Raw genomic sequence first — 17,222 nt, 5'->3', positions numbered from 1 at the left:
CCTTGGTCGCTCGGCGTCAGCCCGGTCGGTCAGCGCGCGGGAACGGGTCCGGTGTGCGCGAGTTCGGCGGCCTCGGCGAGTTCGGCCTGCTCGTCGTGCACGTATTTGTCGCCGGCGAAGAAGGAGGCCGCGGCGGCCAGGAACATCATGATCGCGGCGGAGACGAACACGACGACGAGACCGGTGTGGAACGGGCCGGTGAGCAGGTGGGGGAAGAACTCCTGGCCGGTGAGGGTATCGGCGTGCACGCCCGGCTTGGCCAATTCGCCGGTGGGGCCGAGCAATTCCTGGATCGGGTTGTAGCCGAGGAACGCCGCGAACATGCTCGCCACCGGCGGCAGGTTGGCCACGTCGGCGGCGGCGCCCGCGGAGACCCCCTGGGCGCGCAGCCCGGCGTCCAGCGCCGAGGGCAGGCTGGCGGCGAGGCCGACGACCATGAGGGAGAAGAAGATTCCCATGGACAGCGCGTTGCCGCCGTTGAACAGCGTGCCGCGCATGCCGGAGGCCGCGCCGCGCTGGGCGGCGGGGACGCTGGACATGATGGCCGCGGTGTTGGGCGAGAAGAACAGTCCGCTGCCGATACCGTTGAGCAGGACGATCGCCGCGAACACCCAGTAGTTGAAGTCGACGGGAATGATCAGCAGCAGCAGAAATGTGAGCCCGGCGACCAACGCGCCGCCGGTGGTGAACAGGCGCGAACCGTAGCGATCCGACAGCCAGCCCGAAATGGGCCCCGCCGCAAGGAATCCCACGGTGAGCGGCAGCAGGTAGATGCCCGCCCACAGCGGCGTGGACTCGAAACTGTAGCCGTGCAATGGAAGCCAGATGCCCTGCAGCCAGATGATCAGCATGAACTGCATGCCGCCGCGGCCGATGGAGACCATGAGGTTGCTGAAGTTGCCGAGCCCGAATGCGCGGTTGCGGAACAGCGCCAGATGGAACATCGGGTCCGCGACCCGGTTCTCCACCACGCAGAACACGCCGAGCAGCGCGATGCCGCCGATCACCGACCCGAGCACCCACGGGCTCGACCAGCCGGTGGCGTGGCCGCCGTAGGGCTGAATGCCGTAGGTGATGCCGGTGAGCAGCGCGGTGAGCCCGAGGCCGAAGGTGATCGTGCCGGCCCAGTCGACCTTGCCCGCCGACCTGATGCCCACCTCGTGCAGCGAACGGTACGACCAGAACGCGCCGAGGACGCCGATCGGAACGCTCACCCAGAACACCGCACGCCAATCCCACTCCGACAGCACGCCGCCGATGAGCAGGCCGAGGAAGGATCCCGCGACCGCCGCGACCATGTTGATGCCGAGCGCGGTCCCGCGCTGCTTGGCAGGGAAAGCGTCGGTGAGGATCGCGGCGGAGTTCGCGGTCAGCATCGCGCCGCCGACGCCCTGCAGCACGCGCCAGACGATGATCCACATGGCGCCCGCCCCGCCGTGGAACGGGTCGAAGGACAGCGCGAGCGCGCAGAACGCGAAGGCCGCGAAACCCAAGTTGTACACGCGAACTCGGCCGAAGAGGTCGCCGAGCCTGCCGAACATCACGACGAGCACCGCCGTGGCGAGCAGGTAGCCCATCAGCATCCACAGCAGGTAGCCGACGTTGCCCGCGTCGAGCGGGTTCAGTCCGACACCGCGGAAGATCGCGGGCAGCGAGATCAGCACGATGGAGGAGTTGATCGCGGTGAGCAGCACGCCGAGCGTGGTGTTGGTCAGCACGATCCACTTGTAGTGCGGGTGATCGCGGTCGTACCGCAGCCTGCGGCGGATGGTGCTGACCTCGCCAAGATCGAGATCGGTGGATGGAATCGTCACGGCAGCCCCTCGCGAATGATTATCTCCGCAAACTATATAGTTAGCCGATCTAATCATAAATGAGGCCCTGCCATCAAGAGGGAGACATAGGTTAGCCTTAGCTGAATTTTATCGGCGGTCTCCGGACCTACCGGCGAAGCACGTCCTCGAAAGGGGCCCACCTGATGGAGTCTGATCGCACATCGCGCTGGGCGAGAGCCACGGTGCTGGCCGTCGCGGCGGCGCTGACGCTCGGCCTGGCCGCCTGCGGTTCGTCGAGCGACGACGCGGACTCCGGGGGCGAGCCGATCACCATCACGCACGCGCGCGGCTCGACCACAGTGCCCGGCATCCCCAAGAAGATCGTCACCCTCGGCAATCAGTGGCTCGACACCACACTGGCGCTCGGCGTGACGCCGGTCGGGTACGTCGACAACGTCGCGACGCTGTCCAAGAGCACGCCGCCGTGGGAGCCGAAGACGCTCGACGGCGGAAAGGCGCTGAACCAGACCGGCAACATCGCCGAGCAGGTGGCGGCGCTGGAGCCGGACCTCATCCTCGCCGATCCGTTCATCGCCGACCAGAAGACCTACGACGAGCTGTCCAAGGTGGCCCCGACCCTGCCCGCGCTCAGCAAAGACGTGGTGGCGCCCTGGCAGGATCAGGTCACCACGCTGGGCAAGGTGCTGCACAAGCAGGACGCCGCCGCGAAGGTCATCGCCGACGTCGACCAGAAGATCGAGGCGATCGGCCACGCCAACCCGGGGCTGAAGGGCAAGACCTTCGCGACCACCTGGCTGGCGAGCGCCACGCAGCTGATGGTGGTCACCGATTCCGGCGACGGCTCCGCCAGGCTGTTCACCGAGCTGGGCATGGGGATTCCGAAGCAGCTCACCGACCTGCCCGCCAGCCAGGGCCGAGTCGCGCTCTCGCCGGAGCGGGTGGACAAGCTGACCGCGGACCTGCTGCTCGCCGGCTACTCCCCCGGTATGGACGAGAAGTACCGCCAGCTGCCCGGTTACGGCGATCTGCTCGCGGTGCGCAAGGGCTCGGTGGCGTTCCTCACCACCCAGGAGATCAGCGCGATCAACGCCCCGACCCCGCTGTCGCTGCCCTACATTCTCGACAAGTTGGCGCCGGCCTTCGCCGCCGCGGCGAAATAGCCTGCACCACAACCACATCGGATCGATCAGCGGAGGTCAGCGGTTTGTCCGCCGTCACATATCCAGACCAGACGAGGTACGCGCTGCGGGAGGGCGTCACCTGCCTGACCACGCCCGCGGGCGCACTGCTGCTCGATCCGGCGCGCAACGAGCAGCTCTCCGGACTCGGCAGCGGCCTGCTACAGGCGCTGCGGACGCTGAACGAGGGCCCTGCGACGGTGTCGCAGCTGTCCGACGGAGGCGGCGGCGGTGAGGTGGCCGGGTTGATGGAGCGGCTGACCGACGGCGGCTGGCTGTCGGTGACCGTGCGCGACGGCGGCCGCAATCTCTACAGCATCCGGCCCTTCGGGCAGCCGCCCGCACGCCCGGCCACCAGGCTGCCGTGGCGGGCTACGCTGTCGAAATTCGCGGTGCTGCACCGGGACTCGGACGGCTTCGTGCTCGAGCACCCGCTGTCGTGGTGCGAGGTGCGCATCCACGATCCGAGGCTGCTCTCGCTGCTCGACGGCTTCGGCGCGGCCGAGTCGCCGTTGCCTGCCTCGATGAAGTCGCAGTTCGCGGCCGATCTGCACTGGTGCGGGTTTCTCGTCACGGACCCGGACGAGGAGGAACAGAACCTCGCGGGCCGCGACTGGCACGCGGCCGACCTGTGGTTCCATCGCCGCAGCACCCGCAGCGGGCCCGCCTCGGATCGTTTCGACCGGCAGTCGTCGAGCTACCCCGGCGAACCGGTGCCGCTCCCGGCCCTCGACCTCGCCGCCCTGCGCACCACCGACGCGACGGATCGGGTCTCCACCTTCGACGGCGCTACCCCGATCAGCCAGGACCAACTGGCAGAGCTGCTGTACCGGGCGGCTCGTTCCCGAAGTGCCAGTGCGGAATTCGTCTCGGGTAGAAAACTGGCCGACGGCGGCGCGCACGAGCTCGAGTTCTATCCGATCGTGCGGCACGTCGAGGGGCTTACGCCGGGCATGTACCACTACGACTCGTCCGACCATGCGCTGCGCCCGATAGCGGGGCTGAATTCGCTTGCGGTGCAAGGGCTTCTGCGCACCTCGGCGAGCCGTGCAGGCGGCGAACCTCAGCTGGCGCTCGTGCTCTCCGCGCGGCCGCGGACCGAGCCGACGGACTACGCCGGCATCTTGCAGCACGTCGGCGCCGTCACGCACACCGTCTGCCTGACCGCGACCGCGATGGGACTCGGCGCCCACGCCCAGGGCCGCATCGATACCGCCGCCTTCGCCGCGGCGACGGGCGTGGACGAGCTGACCGAATGCGCCGTCGGCGCCGTCATCGTCGGCTCGCCCGCGCGCGACCGCTGACCAGCGCGCGGGCCTTCGGCCAGTGGCGCGCCAGGTCGAGCAGGTGCCCGAGTTCGGAGGTCATGTCCCGCGCCGACGTCTGGTGAAAGCGCGGCGGCGGCGCGCCGACGGGAGCGACCCCGGCCGCCCTGGCGCGCGCCGCCCGGGCGATCTGCGTCGCGTAGAGCTCGACGGACGCCCCGGGCCGGTGGTCGTCGGACAGATGTGGTCGCAGTTGCAACAGCGCGTCTCTGATCTCCACGGTCATCCGGTAGAGGCGTGACTCGGGATCGCGTCCGCGGCCGACGCCCGCGGGCAGCACGACCTCGGGGACGGCCGTGGTGAGATCGCGCCACAGCGGCTCCAGCCGGCGCAGCTGTCGTCCGGTCCGGTCCAACCCCGCGCGCGCCATCAGCACATTGACCAGCGGTACCGCGATGATGCACGCGACCAGCACACAGAACAGGCACGACACCAAACTCCACCTGACCGAGATCGCGCCGGGCGGCTTGCCGTCGAATGCCTGCCACACGGTCAGACCCGCGCCGAGGTACCAGCCCGTCGTCAACATGAGCAAGCCGAGGTACGGAACCTGCTTCAGCAGCGAGGTTTCCACTCGGATATCACGCAGGCAGGCCCGCGTGATGTGCAGCCCGGCCACCAAGAGCGGACCGTTGAACACCGACCAACTGATCACCGCCCGCACCCAGAAGCCCGCTCCCCCAGCGCCTTCCGGCGGCCCGGCGAGCACCGCGACCAGCCCCGCCGGCGCAGCCGCGATGTCGTAGCGGCGCTGCCGGTCCCAAGTGCCCGCCGGATCCGCACCCGCGAAAAGCCTTGCCAGCCCGTAGATATCGGCGATCGACAGCACCGAGCAGAACAGGAACAACCGAACGCCCAGCGCTTCGTGCCCGGCGGCGAGCACGGCGTGCTGCGCGACCGCCCCCGCCGCCACCCACGAGGCCGCGCGATTGACCAGCCGGGAGGTCGGCGTCGAGTCGACCAGCACCCATCTGGTCAGCGTGACCACGCACAGCACCGCGGTCGCCGCGAGGTCGAGCCACATCGGCGCGGGCGTCGTCATCGGCGCGATCGATCCGCGGCCGCGATGTCGGTCGGCACCTGCGGGGGCATCGGTACCTCCAGACACGGTCGAATGATCGGCGGTGGCCGATCTTACGGTATCGATCCACCGCCTCGACCTCGCCGATGCGGGCTCGAATCAGCGCGCGAGGGCCCCAGCCGAGGCCGCGGCGCGGGCCGCAGGCCAGGCCCGGGCGAGCCGGAGCAGATCGTCGAGCTCGGCGGCCCGGTCCCGGACGACGGGCTCGCCGCGTTCCTGCGCGGCGACCACGGGCGCACAGCCGCGCAGCTTGTTCTCCGCGGCCTGCGCGAGCCGGACCGCGTAGCCGTCGACGGACCGCTGATCGCCGGGCGGCATGTACTGCTTCAAATGCTGCACCGCGTCCTGGATCTCAATCAGTCTGCGATACAACCGGGGCTCCGAACCGAGCCGAGCGGTGCCCTGGTCCAGCACGATGCCGGGGACCGCGGCGGTGAGATCGCGCCACAGCGGGAACAACTTCCGGTGGTCGCGGCCGGTCCGGTCCCAGCCGACGCGGGCCAGCACGGTGTTCACCACCGGCAGCGCCAGCAGCGCGCTGATCACGAAGAAGCTGAAGCAGGACGCCTGCGTCCAGGTCGTGGGCGGGCTGTCCGACGGCTGCCCGCGCAGCACGTGCACCGCGGCGGAGACAGCGCAGTAGAGGCAGTACACGGCGACGAGGAACAGCGCCGAGAACACGAAACGCTCGCGAAGCGTCGCCGTCGACACCCGGAGATCACGCAGACTCGCTCGAATGATGTTGACGGCCAGGATGGTCGTCGGAATGTTGAAGATCGCCCAGAGCAGCGGGACCTTCCACTCGAAGCTCGGCTGCGCGGGATCCGCCGGGCGGCCGATGATCATGACGATCACGGCGCAGACCGCGGCAATGGCGTCGTAGCCGCGCTGCCGACGCCGTGCCGTCGCGGGATCGGCGCCGGCGAACAACGCGGAGATGCCGTACGCACACGCGACGGTGATGACCCCGCAGCCGAGGAACAGCCGATACGTCGCGTCGGCGAACTGCGAGCCGTGCCCGGCCTCGAAGACGGCACCGGCCGCGACCTGCCAGCTCAGCATGCGGTTGACCAGCCGGTTGATCGCCGACTCGCGCACCAGGATCCAGCGAGCGACCGCCACCACGAACGCGAAACCGAGCACGGGGGCCGCGATCCAGCTGGGCACCGGCGGCGTCATCGGTACCTCCACGTGTCCGGCGACGAAAACAGCGGCAGCGATCTTACGGGACCGAATTCTCGACAACGATCTTCCCGACCAGCCGAAAGTCGCTGTGGCGCAGGACACACCGGTGACGTAAGTATCCTTAGGCTAACCTTACTCGCATGGGTAGAGGATTCGAAGGCTTGTTGCTGAAGGCGTGGCGCGCCGAGGACTACCGACTCACCGTCACGTCGACCGAGGCCGTCACGGACAAGTTCGTGCGGCTCGGCTTCTCCGCCGGGGGGCTGCTGAAAGACCACCCCGTGCACCCGACGCAGTGGGTCCGGTTGTGGATTCCCAACGGGGACAAGGAACATCAGCGTGGCTACACGCTGGTCGACCCCGATCCGGCCGGCGACCGGTTCTGGATCGAGTTCGCGATTCACCACGGGCCGGCCGCCGAGTGGGCGCGAAACGCGGTTGTCGGGGAGCAGATCGACGTATCGGTCCTCGGCTCGGATTTCCAGCTGCCGGACCCGATGCCGAGCGAGTTCGTCGTATTCGGCGATACCGCCTCGCTGCCCGCGATCAACTCGCTGCTCGACGCCGTCGGCGATACCCCGGCCCGGGTGTGGCTGGAGTGGCAGTACGAGTCCGACACCACCCTGCCGGTGCGGAACAAACCCCACCACGAGGTGACCTGGCTGCAGCGCGTCGACGACGGCAGGCTCATGCGCGAACAGGCGCAGACGCTGGACTGCCCGAAGGACGCCTTCGCATGGGTGGCCTGCGACGGTCACACCACGCGATCGATCGTCAAGGCGCTCAAGACGACCCACGGCCTGCCGAAAACCTCGATCAAGTCACAGGCCTACTGGAAGTAGGTCACAGGCGCTACCCGGCGGGGTAGCCGCTCATCCCGCAGGATGACCCCGATCGCGACCATCTGTCGACGCGCGGGCCATGGTCCGTGGCGCAGGCTGGTAGTCGGGTTCGGGGCCGGTCGCGCGCCGGTGACGGAGTGGAGGTCAGCGAGGCATGTCGATCATCGATGCGCTACTCGCGCTCGGCGGCGTCGCGTTCGCGGTGTCGGTCATCGCGTCCGGGCGGATCGCTCGGCGTGTGGCACCCGTGGCGTTGCCGGTGCTGCCCGCGGGATGCGGGGCGCAGTGGCTGCTCGAAGGGTTCTACGGGCAGTCGGTGCCGACGTACGTGCTGATCGCCGCCGCGAGCGGACTCGTTGTGGCACAGGCGAAGTGGCCCGGTGGGCCGGGGGTGGGGCGTCCGCGCCGGGTGGCGATGGCGCTCGCCCGGGGTGGCGTCGGGCTGTTGGTGGTGCCCGCGGTGTTCGCCTGGATGGTGGTTCCCGTCCCGCATCTACCGCGCCCGACGGGTCCGTATACGGTGGGCACCGAGGTTTTTCGGTGGGTTGACCCGGATCGGCCCGAGGAGGCAACGAATTCCGCCGAGGATCGCCGCAATGTCGTTGTGCAGGCGTGGTATCCGGCCGACCCTGCCGCGCGCGGCCCGAGCTCCGAGTACCTCGACGGGCTGGACCGGCTGCCGAGCAGCGTCTCGATGCTGCCCCGATTCCTCATGCACGGATACGACCGCATCGATACTCATGCCGTGCGGGAAGCGCCGGTCAGTCCGGAACGCGCACGCTGGCCCGTCGTCTTGTTCTCGCCCGGATACGGTGCGCCCCGCGGTTTCTACACCGGGCTGATCGCCGATCTGGCCAGCCGCGGATTCGTCGTGCTCGCCGTCGACCATCCGTACGAGGCCGCGGTGACCGAACTCGCCGACGGGACCATCGCGACCCCGCGTCAGCGCTTCCTGGACGACGATCCGGACCAATTCCGTTATATGGCCGGGCAACTCGACGTGCGAGCGGCGGATCTGCGCTTCGTGGTCGATCAACTAGCACGGCCCGGCGTGCTGGGACCACGCTTGTCCGGCCACCTCGACACCGAACACATTGCCGCGGTGGGCCATTCGTTCGGCGGTGCGGCAGCGGCGGCAGCGCTCGCGGGCGACCCCCGATTGCGCGCCGCCGCGAATATCGACGGAACCCTATACGGCACACTGCCGCAGCGATCGCTGTCGAAGCCGTTCCTTCTTATAGAGAGCGATCATTCGGAGACCGGGCACTCCGATCAGTTCCTGAACGGCAACGGCGAGTTGCTGGATCGGATGACAGCGCCCGGCTACCGCTACGAGATCGCCGAGGCCAACCACTACAGCTTCACCGACGCGCCGCGCTTCCTCGCCGATCCGGCCCGATTCCTGGTGGCGCAGTTCATCGGCGGCGAGCGCGGGCCACGCCACACGCAGCGGGCCACCAACGACATTCTGGCGGCATTCCTGCAGGAGCCGCTCGGCGCGGGTCCGGGCGATCCGGATGGCGCGGCCGCCCGTCACCGGGATATTCACGGCGGGCGGGTGCACTGAACGAACCTGCCGAGGGATGCTCGACGCGCGGACCACTTCGTAGCGCGGAATCCTCTGGCCCGCCGAGGTGTTGTGCCTCACATGACCGCAACGGCATCCGACCGCTCCGCCGCGCCCGTCGTCGACCCCAGCAGCCCCTTCGGCGCCAAGGTCGTCGAGCGACTGAACCGAGAGCACGTGATCTGGCTGACCACCGTCGGCCCGACCGGCACCCCGCAGCCGAACCCGGTGTGGTTCCAGTGGCGCGACGACGAGTTCCTGGTGTTCAGCAAGCCCGATCAGGCCAAGCTGCGCAACCTCGTCCGCAATCCGCGCGTCTCGCTGAACTTCAACAGCACCGAGTGGGGCGGCGACGTTGTAATCTTCACGGGTACGGCACGCATCGACGACACCGCCCCGTCCGCCGACGAAATCGCCGCGTACACAACGAAATACACCCAGGGCCTGAAGGACATCGAGATGACCGCCGAACAATTCTTCGCCGAGTACTCGGCGGCCGTCCGGATTCGCCCGGATCGCTTGCGCGGCTTCTGAATTCGGTGTCACCCATGTTCGAGTCGGCACCCGCCACGGCCGCGTGGCAGCACCGCGGCGCGCGCACCGGATTCGAGATCGCCTATTTCAAGGTGAGCGAGGCCGGCGTGCAGATCGACGGCTGTACCACCGCGGTGGAGGACGGTCAGGTCTGGGCAGTGGACTACCAGATCATCCTCGACCCGCAGTGGCACACCAGACGCGCCACGGTCGCCACCCGCCGGCGCGGCGGCTGGCACACGGTCGAACTGGACTCCGACGGCGCGGGCCACTGGACCGTCGACGGCGTGCCGGACACCGCTCTGGCCGGCTGCCTCGACGTGGACCTCGAGGCCTCGGCGGTGACCAACGCGTTCCCGGTGCACCGCCTCGGCCTAGACCTCGACGCGACCGCGGAGGCACCCGCCGTCTACGTGCACGCCGCCGGACTGACGGTGACCCGGCTCGAGCAGGTGTATCACCGAATCGACGACGACGGCCCGCACCAGCGGTTCGCTTACACCGCACCCCAATTCGACTTCACCGGCACGCTGATCTACGACGAGTCCGGGTTCGTCCTCGACTACCCCGGCATCGCCCTGCGCGCCCACTGACCGGCGGCACCCCACCCGCCGACTAGGGTCGATGCCGATATGAGAAGGCGGCAGAAAGCGCCGTTGCCCAAGCGGCACGGCCTCGACCCGGCGCGGCTGCGGCTGCCGGAGGACGGCGAGTGGGCGACGATTCGCGACCATCTGGTCGAGCGGCTGCCCCGGGTGGATCCGGCCCGCATCGACGAGTTGCTGCGCGAGGGCGGCATCGTCGATCTCGCCGGGCCGATCGCGCCGGACGCGCCGTACGTTCCGGGCGGCGCGGTGTGGTTTCACCGCGACCTGCCCGTCGAGACGCCGGTGCCGTTCGAGATCACCGTCGTGCACCGCGACGCGCATCTGCTCGTCGTGGACAAGCCGCACTTCCTCGCGACGATCCCGCGCGGCCAGCACATTCTGGAGACCGCGCTGGTGCGGCTGCGCCGCGAACTCGACCTGCCGGACCTGATTCCGGCGCATCGGCTCGATCGGGTGACGGCGGGTCTGGTGCTCTTCATCATCGACCCGGCGCGGCGCGGGGCGTATCAGACCATGTTCCACAAGCGAACCGTCCGTAAGGAGTACGAGGCGATCGCGCCGTTCGATCCGGCGCTGGCACTGCCGCGCGTGGTGCGCAGCCGGATCGTGAAGGAGAAGCACGTGCTCGCCGCGCAGGAGGTCGAGGGCGAGCCCAATGCCGAGACCGCGATCGAACTGCTCGAGCATCGCGACGGGCTCGGGCGCTACCGGCTGCGGCCGTTGACCGGGCGGACCCATCAGCTGCGGCTGCACATGAACAGCCTCGGCATTCCGATTCTCGGCGACGACTTCTACCCCGTGCTCACCGACAAGCCGGTCGACGATTTCACCCGACCGTTGCAATTGCTCGCCGCGTCGCTCGAGTTCACCGATCCGATCAGTCACGACACTCGGCGCTTCGAGACCACCCGCGAGTTGCAGGCGTGGACGGATCCGGCCGGGTGGGCCGGCTGACGGCACTGGAGGTCAACCGGCCCATGCGCCCGCCGCGGTGGCTCAGGCCACGCCGAGCGCGGCTCCTGCGACTGAAACAAGTTCTAGTGAGCGTAACCCCTCCGGCGCGCGGCCACATCGAGACCGGCGGATCGGGCGAATTCGGGTAGCTGGACCACCGATGACCAATCGATCGGCGGCTCCCACGCCCATCCGTACACTGGGCGGGATGCTCGCACAGGACCTAGGGGAAACCGCCGCGCCCCGACACAAATTGCATGCGTATGCCGATGTCGCCGTGGTTGTCGTCGTCTTGGCGGGCACGAACCTGATCGCGCACTTCACCACCGCCTGGGCGAGCATCGTCACCGTGCCGGTGGCCGCGCTCGTGCTGTTAGCGCTGATGCGCCGTCGCGGCCTGCACTGGCATGAGCTCGGCCTCTCGCCGCGACACTGGCGGCGCGGGACGCTCTACGCGCTCGGGGCGGTCGGCGTCGTCCTCGCGGCGGTCGCCATCGGCGCGGCGCTCCCGATCACCCGGCCGTTCTTCCTGGCCGATCGCTACGCCACCATCTCCGGCGCGCTGATCGCCTCCATGATCGTGATTCCCTTGCAGACGGTGATCCCCGAGGAGTTGGCATTCCGCGGCGTGCTGCACGGCACGCTGGATCGGGTGTACGGGGCGCGAGGCGTGTTCGCGGCGGGGTCGCTGCTGTTCGGGTTGTGGCATATCGCCTCCTCGCTCGGGCTGACCAGTAGTAATCGCGGGCTCGCCGGGTTCGTCGGCGGCGGGCTCGCCGGTCAGCTCGTCGGGATTCTGCTGGCCGTGCTCGCGACCGCGGCGGCGGGCGTCGTGTTCACGTGGCTGCGCCGCCGCAGCGGTAGTTTGCTCGCGCCTATCGCGCTGCACTGGTCGGTCAACGGTGCGGGGGCACTGGCGGCGGCGATTGTTTGGCATACGACATTGAGCTGATTGCGCGGAAAATTGGCGTGTCGCAGGGCAATTCCGCTTGCGTGTCGCGCATTTCCGTCGTCCGTTGAACCGGCGGCAGAGCGTTCCTGCGAAGACCGAATATTCGCACTGGTTTTCGAGCGTCGGCATTGACCTCGGCCGGTGGCCGGTTTAGCCTCATTGCGATCACACATACGTTCGAGCAAGTAGGTCTGCTGACGATCTGCTCCGGGAAGGCTCGCGATGCGCGACGAACAATCCACCGGTAGTTCCGAGATCGCCGCGTTGGCGCAGCGGGTCGAGACGGCTCGCGGAAAACTGCCGTTGCAGCACGATTCCGCGCTGTTCGAGGTGTTGTCCGAGAGCGAGATCAAGGCGGAACGCGAACTCGCGGAGTGGGTTCGGGCACAGCGGCGCAAGCAGCGGCGACGGGCGGTCGAGGAGGAACTGGCCGCCGAGAAGCGAGAACGGCGCAGCGCCGGCGCCATTCGGCGGGCCGATGAGGCGGACGAGCGGTGGCACCGGCGGGCGCTGGCCGCGCGGCGGCGGGTATCCAGCGAGGACGCGCGGCTGGCGCAGCTCTACCGGCGCGCCGAGTGGTCGTCGCGGGCGTTGATCGCCGTCGTCGTGCTCGGCATGGTGTGGGCGGGCGTGAACGTGCAGCACAACCTGGTGCCCAGCGGGGACATGTCCGACCCGCTCTACTGGCTGAGCTACGGCATCGAGGCGATGATCTCGATCCCGATCATCACCATCATGGTCGCCGCGACCACCGCCGCCCGCTGGGGGCGCGAACTCGCGCGCGGCAAGGTGGTGTTCTTCGAGACCGCGCTGCTGGGCACCACCATCGCATTGAACGCGGGGCCGCACCTGGCCACCGGTTCCTTCGGTCGCGCCGCCGAGTACGCCATCGCGCCCGTCATGGTCGGGGTCGTGATCTGGTTGCACGCCTGGGTCTCCGCGCGATACGCGTTGCTCATCGATGGGGCGCCGGTGCTGGACCGTGCGGCCACGGTCGTGCGGCGGCGCGTCAGCGAGCGGGATTCGCTCGCGGGGCTGACCGTGGACGCGCCGGATGAGCGGCGGTGGTTGCTCGGTGGTGATCCGTATACGAACGACGCCCGGGCGGCCGGCGCGGACGCCGATCGCGGGGAAGGTGATGGCGGGTCGGCGGAGTCGGATCACTCGCAGCCTGCTTCTATGCCTGCGGCCAACGCGGCTACGGTACAAGCCGTCTCGACCGATACTCCTCCCTCGGCCGAGACCGACCACAGTCGGCCGTCGACCAACGGACATGCGGTCCACGTTCCGGCCGACATCCAGTACGGGGCTGGGGCTTCGACCGCAGAGCGCACCAATGGCCCTGTGGTGATTCCGTTCTCGGCACTCAACGGCCACCCGCTGCCCGTCGAGCCGCGCGACACGTACTCCGCTCCGCCGATCAGCAACGGTCGGTCGGTCAGCAATGGGATTGCGGCCCAGGTCGACTCGGTGTTCACCACGCTACTGGCCGAACCGAGCACCGTCGAGACGCCCACTCAACGGTCGCCCCACTTCACCGCGCCCGACGAAGGTCATTCGTTCCCCACCAACGTGCACGCCGTGACGAACGGCCATGCTGTCCTCGAGGGGCCCACGGGGACCAGTGGACTCGGCGTCACGAACGGGCACGCGGGAGCCCACAGGCAGAACGAGCCGAACGGCCGCGCCGCTGGCACGCAGCATCCAGTCACCAATCGCCACGCCGCCCCGAACGGCCACACCATCAACGGCCACCTGGGAGCCAACGGCCTTGCGGACAGCGCGCGCAGCAATGGGCACGGGGGTGCCGACGGGCAGCCGAACGGCCATGCCGCCGACCAGCATCCGGTCACCAACGGCCACGCCGCCCCGAATGAGCACGCGAGCACGAACAATTACTCCGCCCACGCTGGTACCAACGGCCACGCAGTAACCGACCGTCGAGCAGCGACGAACGGCAACGGTGGCGCCGACGGACACGCGGTGACCAACGGTCACGCCGATATCGACGGTCGTGCAACAACCAATGGGCACGCGGTCACAAGCGGCCACCCGGTCACTAACGGGCGCACGGTCACCAACGGATACGCGGTCACGGACAGCGACGCGACACCCGACGAGCAGGTGATCGGCACCGCCACCGATGGACACGCGGTGTCCAGCAACCCTGCCGGCACCAACGGCACCACCGGCTCTGACGGCGGCCGAGCAGCGAACGGACAGCCGGTCAACAGCCGCACATCCCTCAACGGCGATACGCCGCGCACCAACGGCCACGCTGTCGATGGCGGACGCCCGACGGCGACCAATGGCCACGGAGTCAGCGACGGCCATGCCATGCAACTGTTTCCGATGAACGAGCTTCCGCGCGAACGCGCCGACTCCGGCACCGCAGCGCCCGCCGCGGACACCTCCCCGGACGCCCCTCGTGGCGACGAGCCAGAAGAGCCTCACCCTGGTGACCCCATACGGAAGGCCGCAGCAACCATCGCCGACACTGTCGCGCAGGCGATCTCGGGTGAATCCGCGTCCCGCTCCACCGCGAGCCGGCGAAAGGCGGCGCCGAGCGTTCCCGACGCCGAGGTCGAACAGCTTGTCTTGGAGGAGGACCCGGAGCCGCCGCGGCCTCGCGTCCGTGCCGAACCCGCCGGCATCGTCGCCCGCCCGCCCGTCGAGGTCGAGGAGGAGCTGGAATCGGACCTCCTGGACGAGGAGCAGATCGATGAGGACGACGAAATCACCGTTCTCGCGCACGAGATCGCCCGCCGCGGGATGTCCAACCTCTCCGTCGAGCAGCTCACGCAGATCTTCCGGCTCGCCGACGAATCCTGGCTGACGCCGGGTATCGCGAACGAGGTAGGCGTCTCCCGCGCCGCCGTAGACCGAGCGGTCGAGGCGGGCATCAAGGTCCGTCGCCCCTTCGCCATCAGCGGCTGACGACCAGCCCGCTCTCATACACGGACAACGAAAAAGGCTGCCCTCCATGGTAACTCGGGAGGGCAGCCTTTCGTGCTATCTACCGCCGTTCACCACTGCTGGTCCACTGACCACCGGGCGCGGCCAGCGTGCGATCGTCTCGCATGTCGAACGTCTCGCCCCGATCCGCCGAGCCGGACTGTTCGTCCCCATGCCCCGGCCACCACGCGCGGTGCCCGAGCAGGGCGGTCAGCGCGGGGGTGAAGAACATCGCCATCACGAAGGCGGCGATCCCGATGCCGACCGAGATGGCGAATCCCATCTGCGAGAGCACATTGTTGCCTGCCAGCATCATCGACGCGAAGGTGCCCGCGAGGATCAAGCCCGCCGCCGCGACCGTCGGACCGGTGTGCCGAAGGGCAAGCGCCGCAGCCTGTCTCGGCTCGTGCCCCGCGCGGGCCTCCTCCCGCAGGCGGGCGACCATCAGGATGTTGTAGTCCGTGCCGAGCGCCACCACGAACAGGTACATGATCACCGGCAGCGTGAAGATCAGCCCGGTCTCTCCCTGCATGTGCTGGAACACCAGCACCGCCGCGCCGAGCGTCGCCGCGAATCCGAGGAACACCGAGGCCATCAGGTACCACGGCGCGACCAAGCTGCGCAGCAGCAACCCGAGCACGATCATGATCAAGACGGCGGCCACCGGGAACACGATCGCGTAGTCGTGATTCATCGCGTCCTGGAAGTCGACGAAGACCGCCGTCATGCCGCCGACGGCCGCGGTCGTTCCGGCCGGAGCCGCCGCGTGCGCGGCATCGCGTAGCGCACCGCGAACCGTCTCGAGCGCGGCGTCCGATTCGGGGGCCGCGGCGAGCGTCACCTGGAAGTTGGCGGTCGCCTTGTCCGCGGACAGCAGCGGCTCGGCCACCTGGCCGACCCCCGGCACCGCGGTCAGCGCCGCGCGGTACGTCGTCAGCTGATCGCCGGCCAGCGCACCGCCCGTCGAGTGCAGCAGCACGTCCGAGGGTTGAGTGGCGCCCGCGGGCATGCCCTTGAGCAATTCCTTGTTGTAGACCACCGATTCGGACGCGTCCGAGGTCGAGCCGGAACTCAGATCGAAGGTCGGGTTGAACCCGACGGCCACGATGCCGAGCACGACGAGCACGCCGCCGGAGACCAGGGCGAACACCGCGGGACGACGGCCGAGCGCCGTGCCGAGCGCGGCGAACCGCGCCCCCTTCGGCTCCGTCCGCCAGGCCTTGGACGGCCAGAAAACCTTGGTGCCCAACAGCGAGACGACGGCGGGCACCAGCGTCAGCCCCGCGAACAATGCCACCGCGACCGCGATCGCCAGCGCGGGGCCGAGCGCCCGGAACATGCCGAGCGTGGACAGGGTCAGTGCCATGAAGGCGATGATCACCGCGGCCGCCGCGGAGGTGATGGCCTCGCCGACCCTGGTCACGGCGCTGACCATGGCCGTCTTCGGGTCCTCCCCGCCCGCAGCCGTTCCCGGTAGCGGAACATCAGGAACAGGATGTAGTCGGTGCCGACGCCGAACAGCACCACCAGCAGAATGGCGTTCACCGAACTGTCGATCTTGAGGTCGAAAGCCTTGGCCACCATGGCGATCAGCCCGGAGACGAGGCTGGAGACCGCGCCGATGGTGACGATCGGCAGCAGCGCGATCACCGGACTGCGGAAGATGATCAGCAGCAGCACGAGGATCAGGATGATCGTCGCGGCGCCGATGATGGCCATGCCCTTGTTGCTCGACTCCACCTGGTCCAGCATCTGCGCGGCCTGACCGGTGATGCCCGCCTTGAGGTCGGTGTCCTTCACCTGCGCCTGCAACGCGTCGCGCAGCGCCTTCACCGCGTCACTCTGCGTGGTGTCGCTCGCGCTGGTGATCTTCGTCAGCTGCACCGCGATGACCTGGATCAGCCGATTCTCCGACGGTGGGATCGCCTGTAGACCGATGACGTCCTTGATGTGCGCGTCGGTGAGTTTCGCGCCGATCGACGCGACCGAAGCCGTGTCCCCCTCGCTCAACTGCGCGCCGTCCGACCGCGCGAAGACGATCAGGGCGGAGGGCGCCGCGCTCTGCGGAAAAGCCTTCTGCTGCATGTCGAGAGCCTGAATCGACTCGTAATGCGAAGGCAGGAAGTCGGATTGGTCGGTGGTCGAGGTGAGTTTCGGCGCCGCCGCCACCACACCGACGATGATGAGCAGCCACAGGCCGATCACCTTCCACGGGTGGTGGACGACCAGCCGGCCGAGCCGAGCG

The 17,222-nt window shown here is 68.8% G+C and carries 13 protein-coding genes and 1 pseudogene; 9 read left to right on the top strand and 5 right to left on the bottom strand.

The features are described from left to right. Positions 1-29 precede the first annotated feature (29 nt). Positions 30-1,814 carry an MFS transporter gene (locus ON39_RS04745; protein WP_040731379.1) on the bottom strand — a complete coding sequence of 595 codons (1,785 nt, stop codon included), beginning with the start codon at positions 1,812-1,814 and terminating at the stop codon, positions 30-32. A gap of 164 nt (positions 1,815-1,978) precedes the next feature. On the opposite strand from ON39_RS04745, the gene ON39_RS04740 reads away from it, so the two are divergent. Both ON39_RS04740 and ON39_RS04735 read left to right on the top strand, forming a co-directional pair. After that, complete coding sequence (locus ON39_RS04740; protein WP_040731378.1) at positions 1,979-2,956, top strand: ABC transporter substrate-binding protein; 978 nt, start codon at positions 1,979-1,981, stop codon at positions 2,954-2,956. Between the two features lie 44 nt (positions 2,957-3,000). Beyond that, complete coding sequence (locus ON39_RS04735) at positions 3,001-4,278, top strand: SagB family peptide dehydrogenase (RefSeq protein ID WP_063713307.1); 1,278 nt, start codon at positions 3,001-3,003, stop codon at positions 4,276-4,278. Here the strand turns inward: ON39_RS04735 and ON39_RS04730 are convergent. Both ON39_RS04730 and ON39_RS04725 read right to left on the bottom strand, forming a co-directional pair. Further along, positions 4,247-5,341 (bottom strand): MAB_1171c family putative transporter, encoded by a 1,095-nt coding sequence (locus tag ON39_RS04730; protein ID WP_040731376.1) that lies wholly within the window; start codon positions 5,339-5,341, stop codon positions 4,247-4,249. The two genes, ON39_RS04735 and ON39_RS04730, sit on opposite strands and share 32 nt — an antisense overlap. A gap of 138 nt (positions 5,342-5,479) precedes the next feature. Then, complete coding sequence (locus ON39_RS04725) at positions 5,480-6,559, bottom strand: MAB_1171c family putative transporter (RefSeq protein WP_110293495.1); 1,080 nt, start codon at positions 6,557-6,559, stop codon at positions 5,480-5,482. Positions 6,560-6,705: 146 nt separating this feature from the next. On the opposite strand from ON39_RS04725, the gene ON39_RS04720 reads away from it, so the two are divergent. From ON39_RS04720 to ON39_RS45620, 7 genes are all read left to right on the top strand, one after another. Beyond that, positions 6,706-7,407: a siderophore-interacting protein gene (locus tag ON39_RS04720; protein ID WP_040731369.1), complete on the top strand. Its 702-nt coding sequence runs from the start codon at positions 6,706-6,708 to the stop codon at positions 7,405-7,407. Positions 7,408-7,561: 154 nt separating this feature from the next. Beyond that, positions 7,562-8,974: an alpha/beta hydrolase gene (locus tag ON39_RS04715; protein WP_040731365.1), complete on the top strand. Its 1,413-nt coding sequence runs from the start codon at positions 7,562-7,564 to the stop codon at positions 8,972-8,974. Between the two features lie 81 nt (positions 8,975-9,055). Beyond that, entirely contained in the window at positions 9,056-9,508 is a 453-nt protein-coding gene (locus ON39_RS04710; protein WP_040731362.1) for a TIGR03667 family PPOX class F420-dependent oxidoreductase, read from the top strand. A 14-nt stretch (positions 9,509-9,522) separates the two neighbouring features. Beyond that, positions 9,523-10,101: a putative glycolipid-binding domain-containing protein gene (locus ON39_RS04705; protein WP_040731361.1), complete on the top strand. Its 579-nt coding sequence runs from the start codon at positions 9,523-9,525 to the stop codon at positions 10,099-10,101. A gap of 39 nt (positions 10,102-10,140) precedes the next feature. Further along, positions 10,141-11,070 (top strand): RluA family pseudouridine synthase, encoded by a 930-nt coding sequence (locus tag ON39_RS04700; protein WP_040731360.1) that lies wholly within the window; start codon positions 10,141-10,143, stop codon positions 11,068-11,070. A 208-nt stretch (positions 11,071-11,278) separates the two neighbouring features. Further along, the gene (locus tag ON39_RS04695) at positions 11,279-12,022 is read left to right on the top strand and encodes a CPBP family intramembrane glutamic endopeptidase (protein ID WP_040731359.1); all 744 of its coding nucleotides are present in this window, start codon (positions 11,279-11,281) and stop codon (positions 12,020-12,022) included. Between the two features lie 222 nt (positions 12,023-12,244). Beyond that, positions 12,245-14,959, top strand: coding sequence for a hypothetical protein (locus ON39_RS45620; RefSeq protein ID WP_051186306.1), 2,715 nt, complete (start codon positions 12,245-12,247; stop codon positions 14,957-14,959). 79 nt (positions 14,960-15,038) lie between these two features. Here ON39_RS45620 and ON39_RS50395 read toward each other — a convergent pair whose 3' ends face one another. Then, complete coding sequence (locus ON39_RS50395; RefSeq protein WP_255219229.1) at positions 15,039-15,986, bottom strand: MMPL family transporter; 948 nt, start codon at positions 15,984-15,986, stop codon at positions 15,039-15,041. Positions 15,987-16,184: 198 nt separating this feature from the next. After that, a pseudogene (locus ON39_RS50390) lies at positions 16,185-17,062 on the bottom strand (MMPL family transporter); the annotation flags it as partial. Positions 17,063-17,222 lie beyond the last annotated feature (160 nt).

Source organism: Nocardia tenerifensis NBRC 101015, assembly GCF_000308715.1.
GTDB classification, from domain to species: domain Bacteria; phylum Actinomycetota; class Actinomycetes; order Mycobacteriales; family Mycobacteriaceae; genus Nocardia; species Nocardia tenerifensis.
This window is presented reverse-complemented; position numbering and strand designations above follow the sequence as displayed.

Coding starts and splice junctions, on each gene's coding strand:
- ON39_RS04725 (WP_110293495.1), bottom strand. CDS start 6,559: ATGACGCCGCCGGTGCCCAGCTGGATCGCGGCCCCCGTGCTCGGTTTC.
- ON39_RS04720 (WP_040731369.1), top strand. CDS start 6,706: ATGGGTAGAGGATTCGAAGGCTTGTTGCTGAAGGCGTGGCGCGCCGAG.
- ON39_RS04710 (WP_040731362.1), top strand. CDS start 9,056: ATGACCGCAACGGCATCCGACCGCTCCGCCGCGCCCGTCGTCGACCCC.
- ON39_RS04695 (WP_040731359.1), top strand. CDS start 11,279: ATGCTCGCACAGGACCTAGGGGAAACCGCCGCGCCCCGACACAAATTG.
- ON39_RS04730 (WP_040731376.1), bottom strand. CDS start 5,341: ATGACGACGCCCGCGCCGATGTGGCTCGACCTCGCGGCGACCGCGGTG.
- ON39_RS04700 (WP_040731360.1), top strand. CDS start 10,141: ATGAGAAGGCGGCAGAAAGCGCCGTTGCCCAAGCGGCACGGCCTCGAC.
- ON39_RS50395 (WP_255219229.1), bottom strand. CDS start 15,986: ATGCCCGCGGGCGCCACTCAACCCTCGGACGTGCTGCTGCACTCGACG.
- ON39_RS04740 (WP_040731378.1), top strand. CDS start 1,979: ATGGAGTCTGATCGCACATCGCGCTGGGCGAGAGCCACGGTGCTGGCC.
- ON39_RS04705 (WP_040731361.1), top strand. CDS start 9,523: ATGTTCGAGTCGGCACCCGCCACGGCCGCGTGGCAGCACCGCGGCGCG.
- ON39_RS04715 (WP_040731365.1), top strand. CDS start 7,562: ATGTCGATCATCGATGCGCTACTCGCGCTCGGCGGCGTCGCGTTCGCG.
- ON39_RS45620 (WP_051186306.1), top strand. CDS start 12,245: ATGCGCGACGAACAATCCACCGGTAGTTCCGAGATCGCCGCGTTGGCG.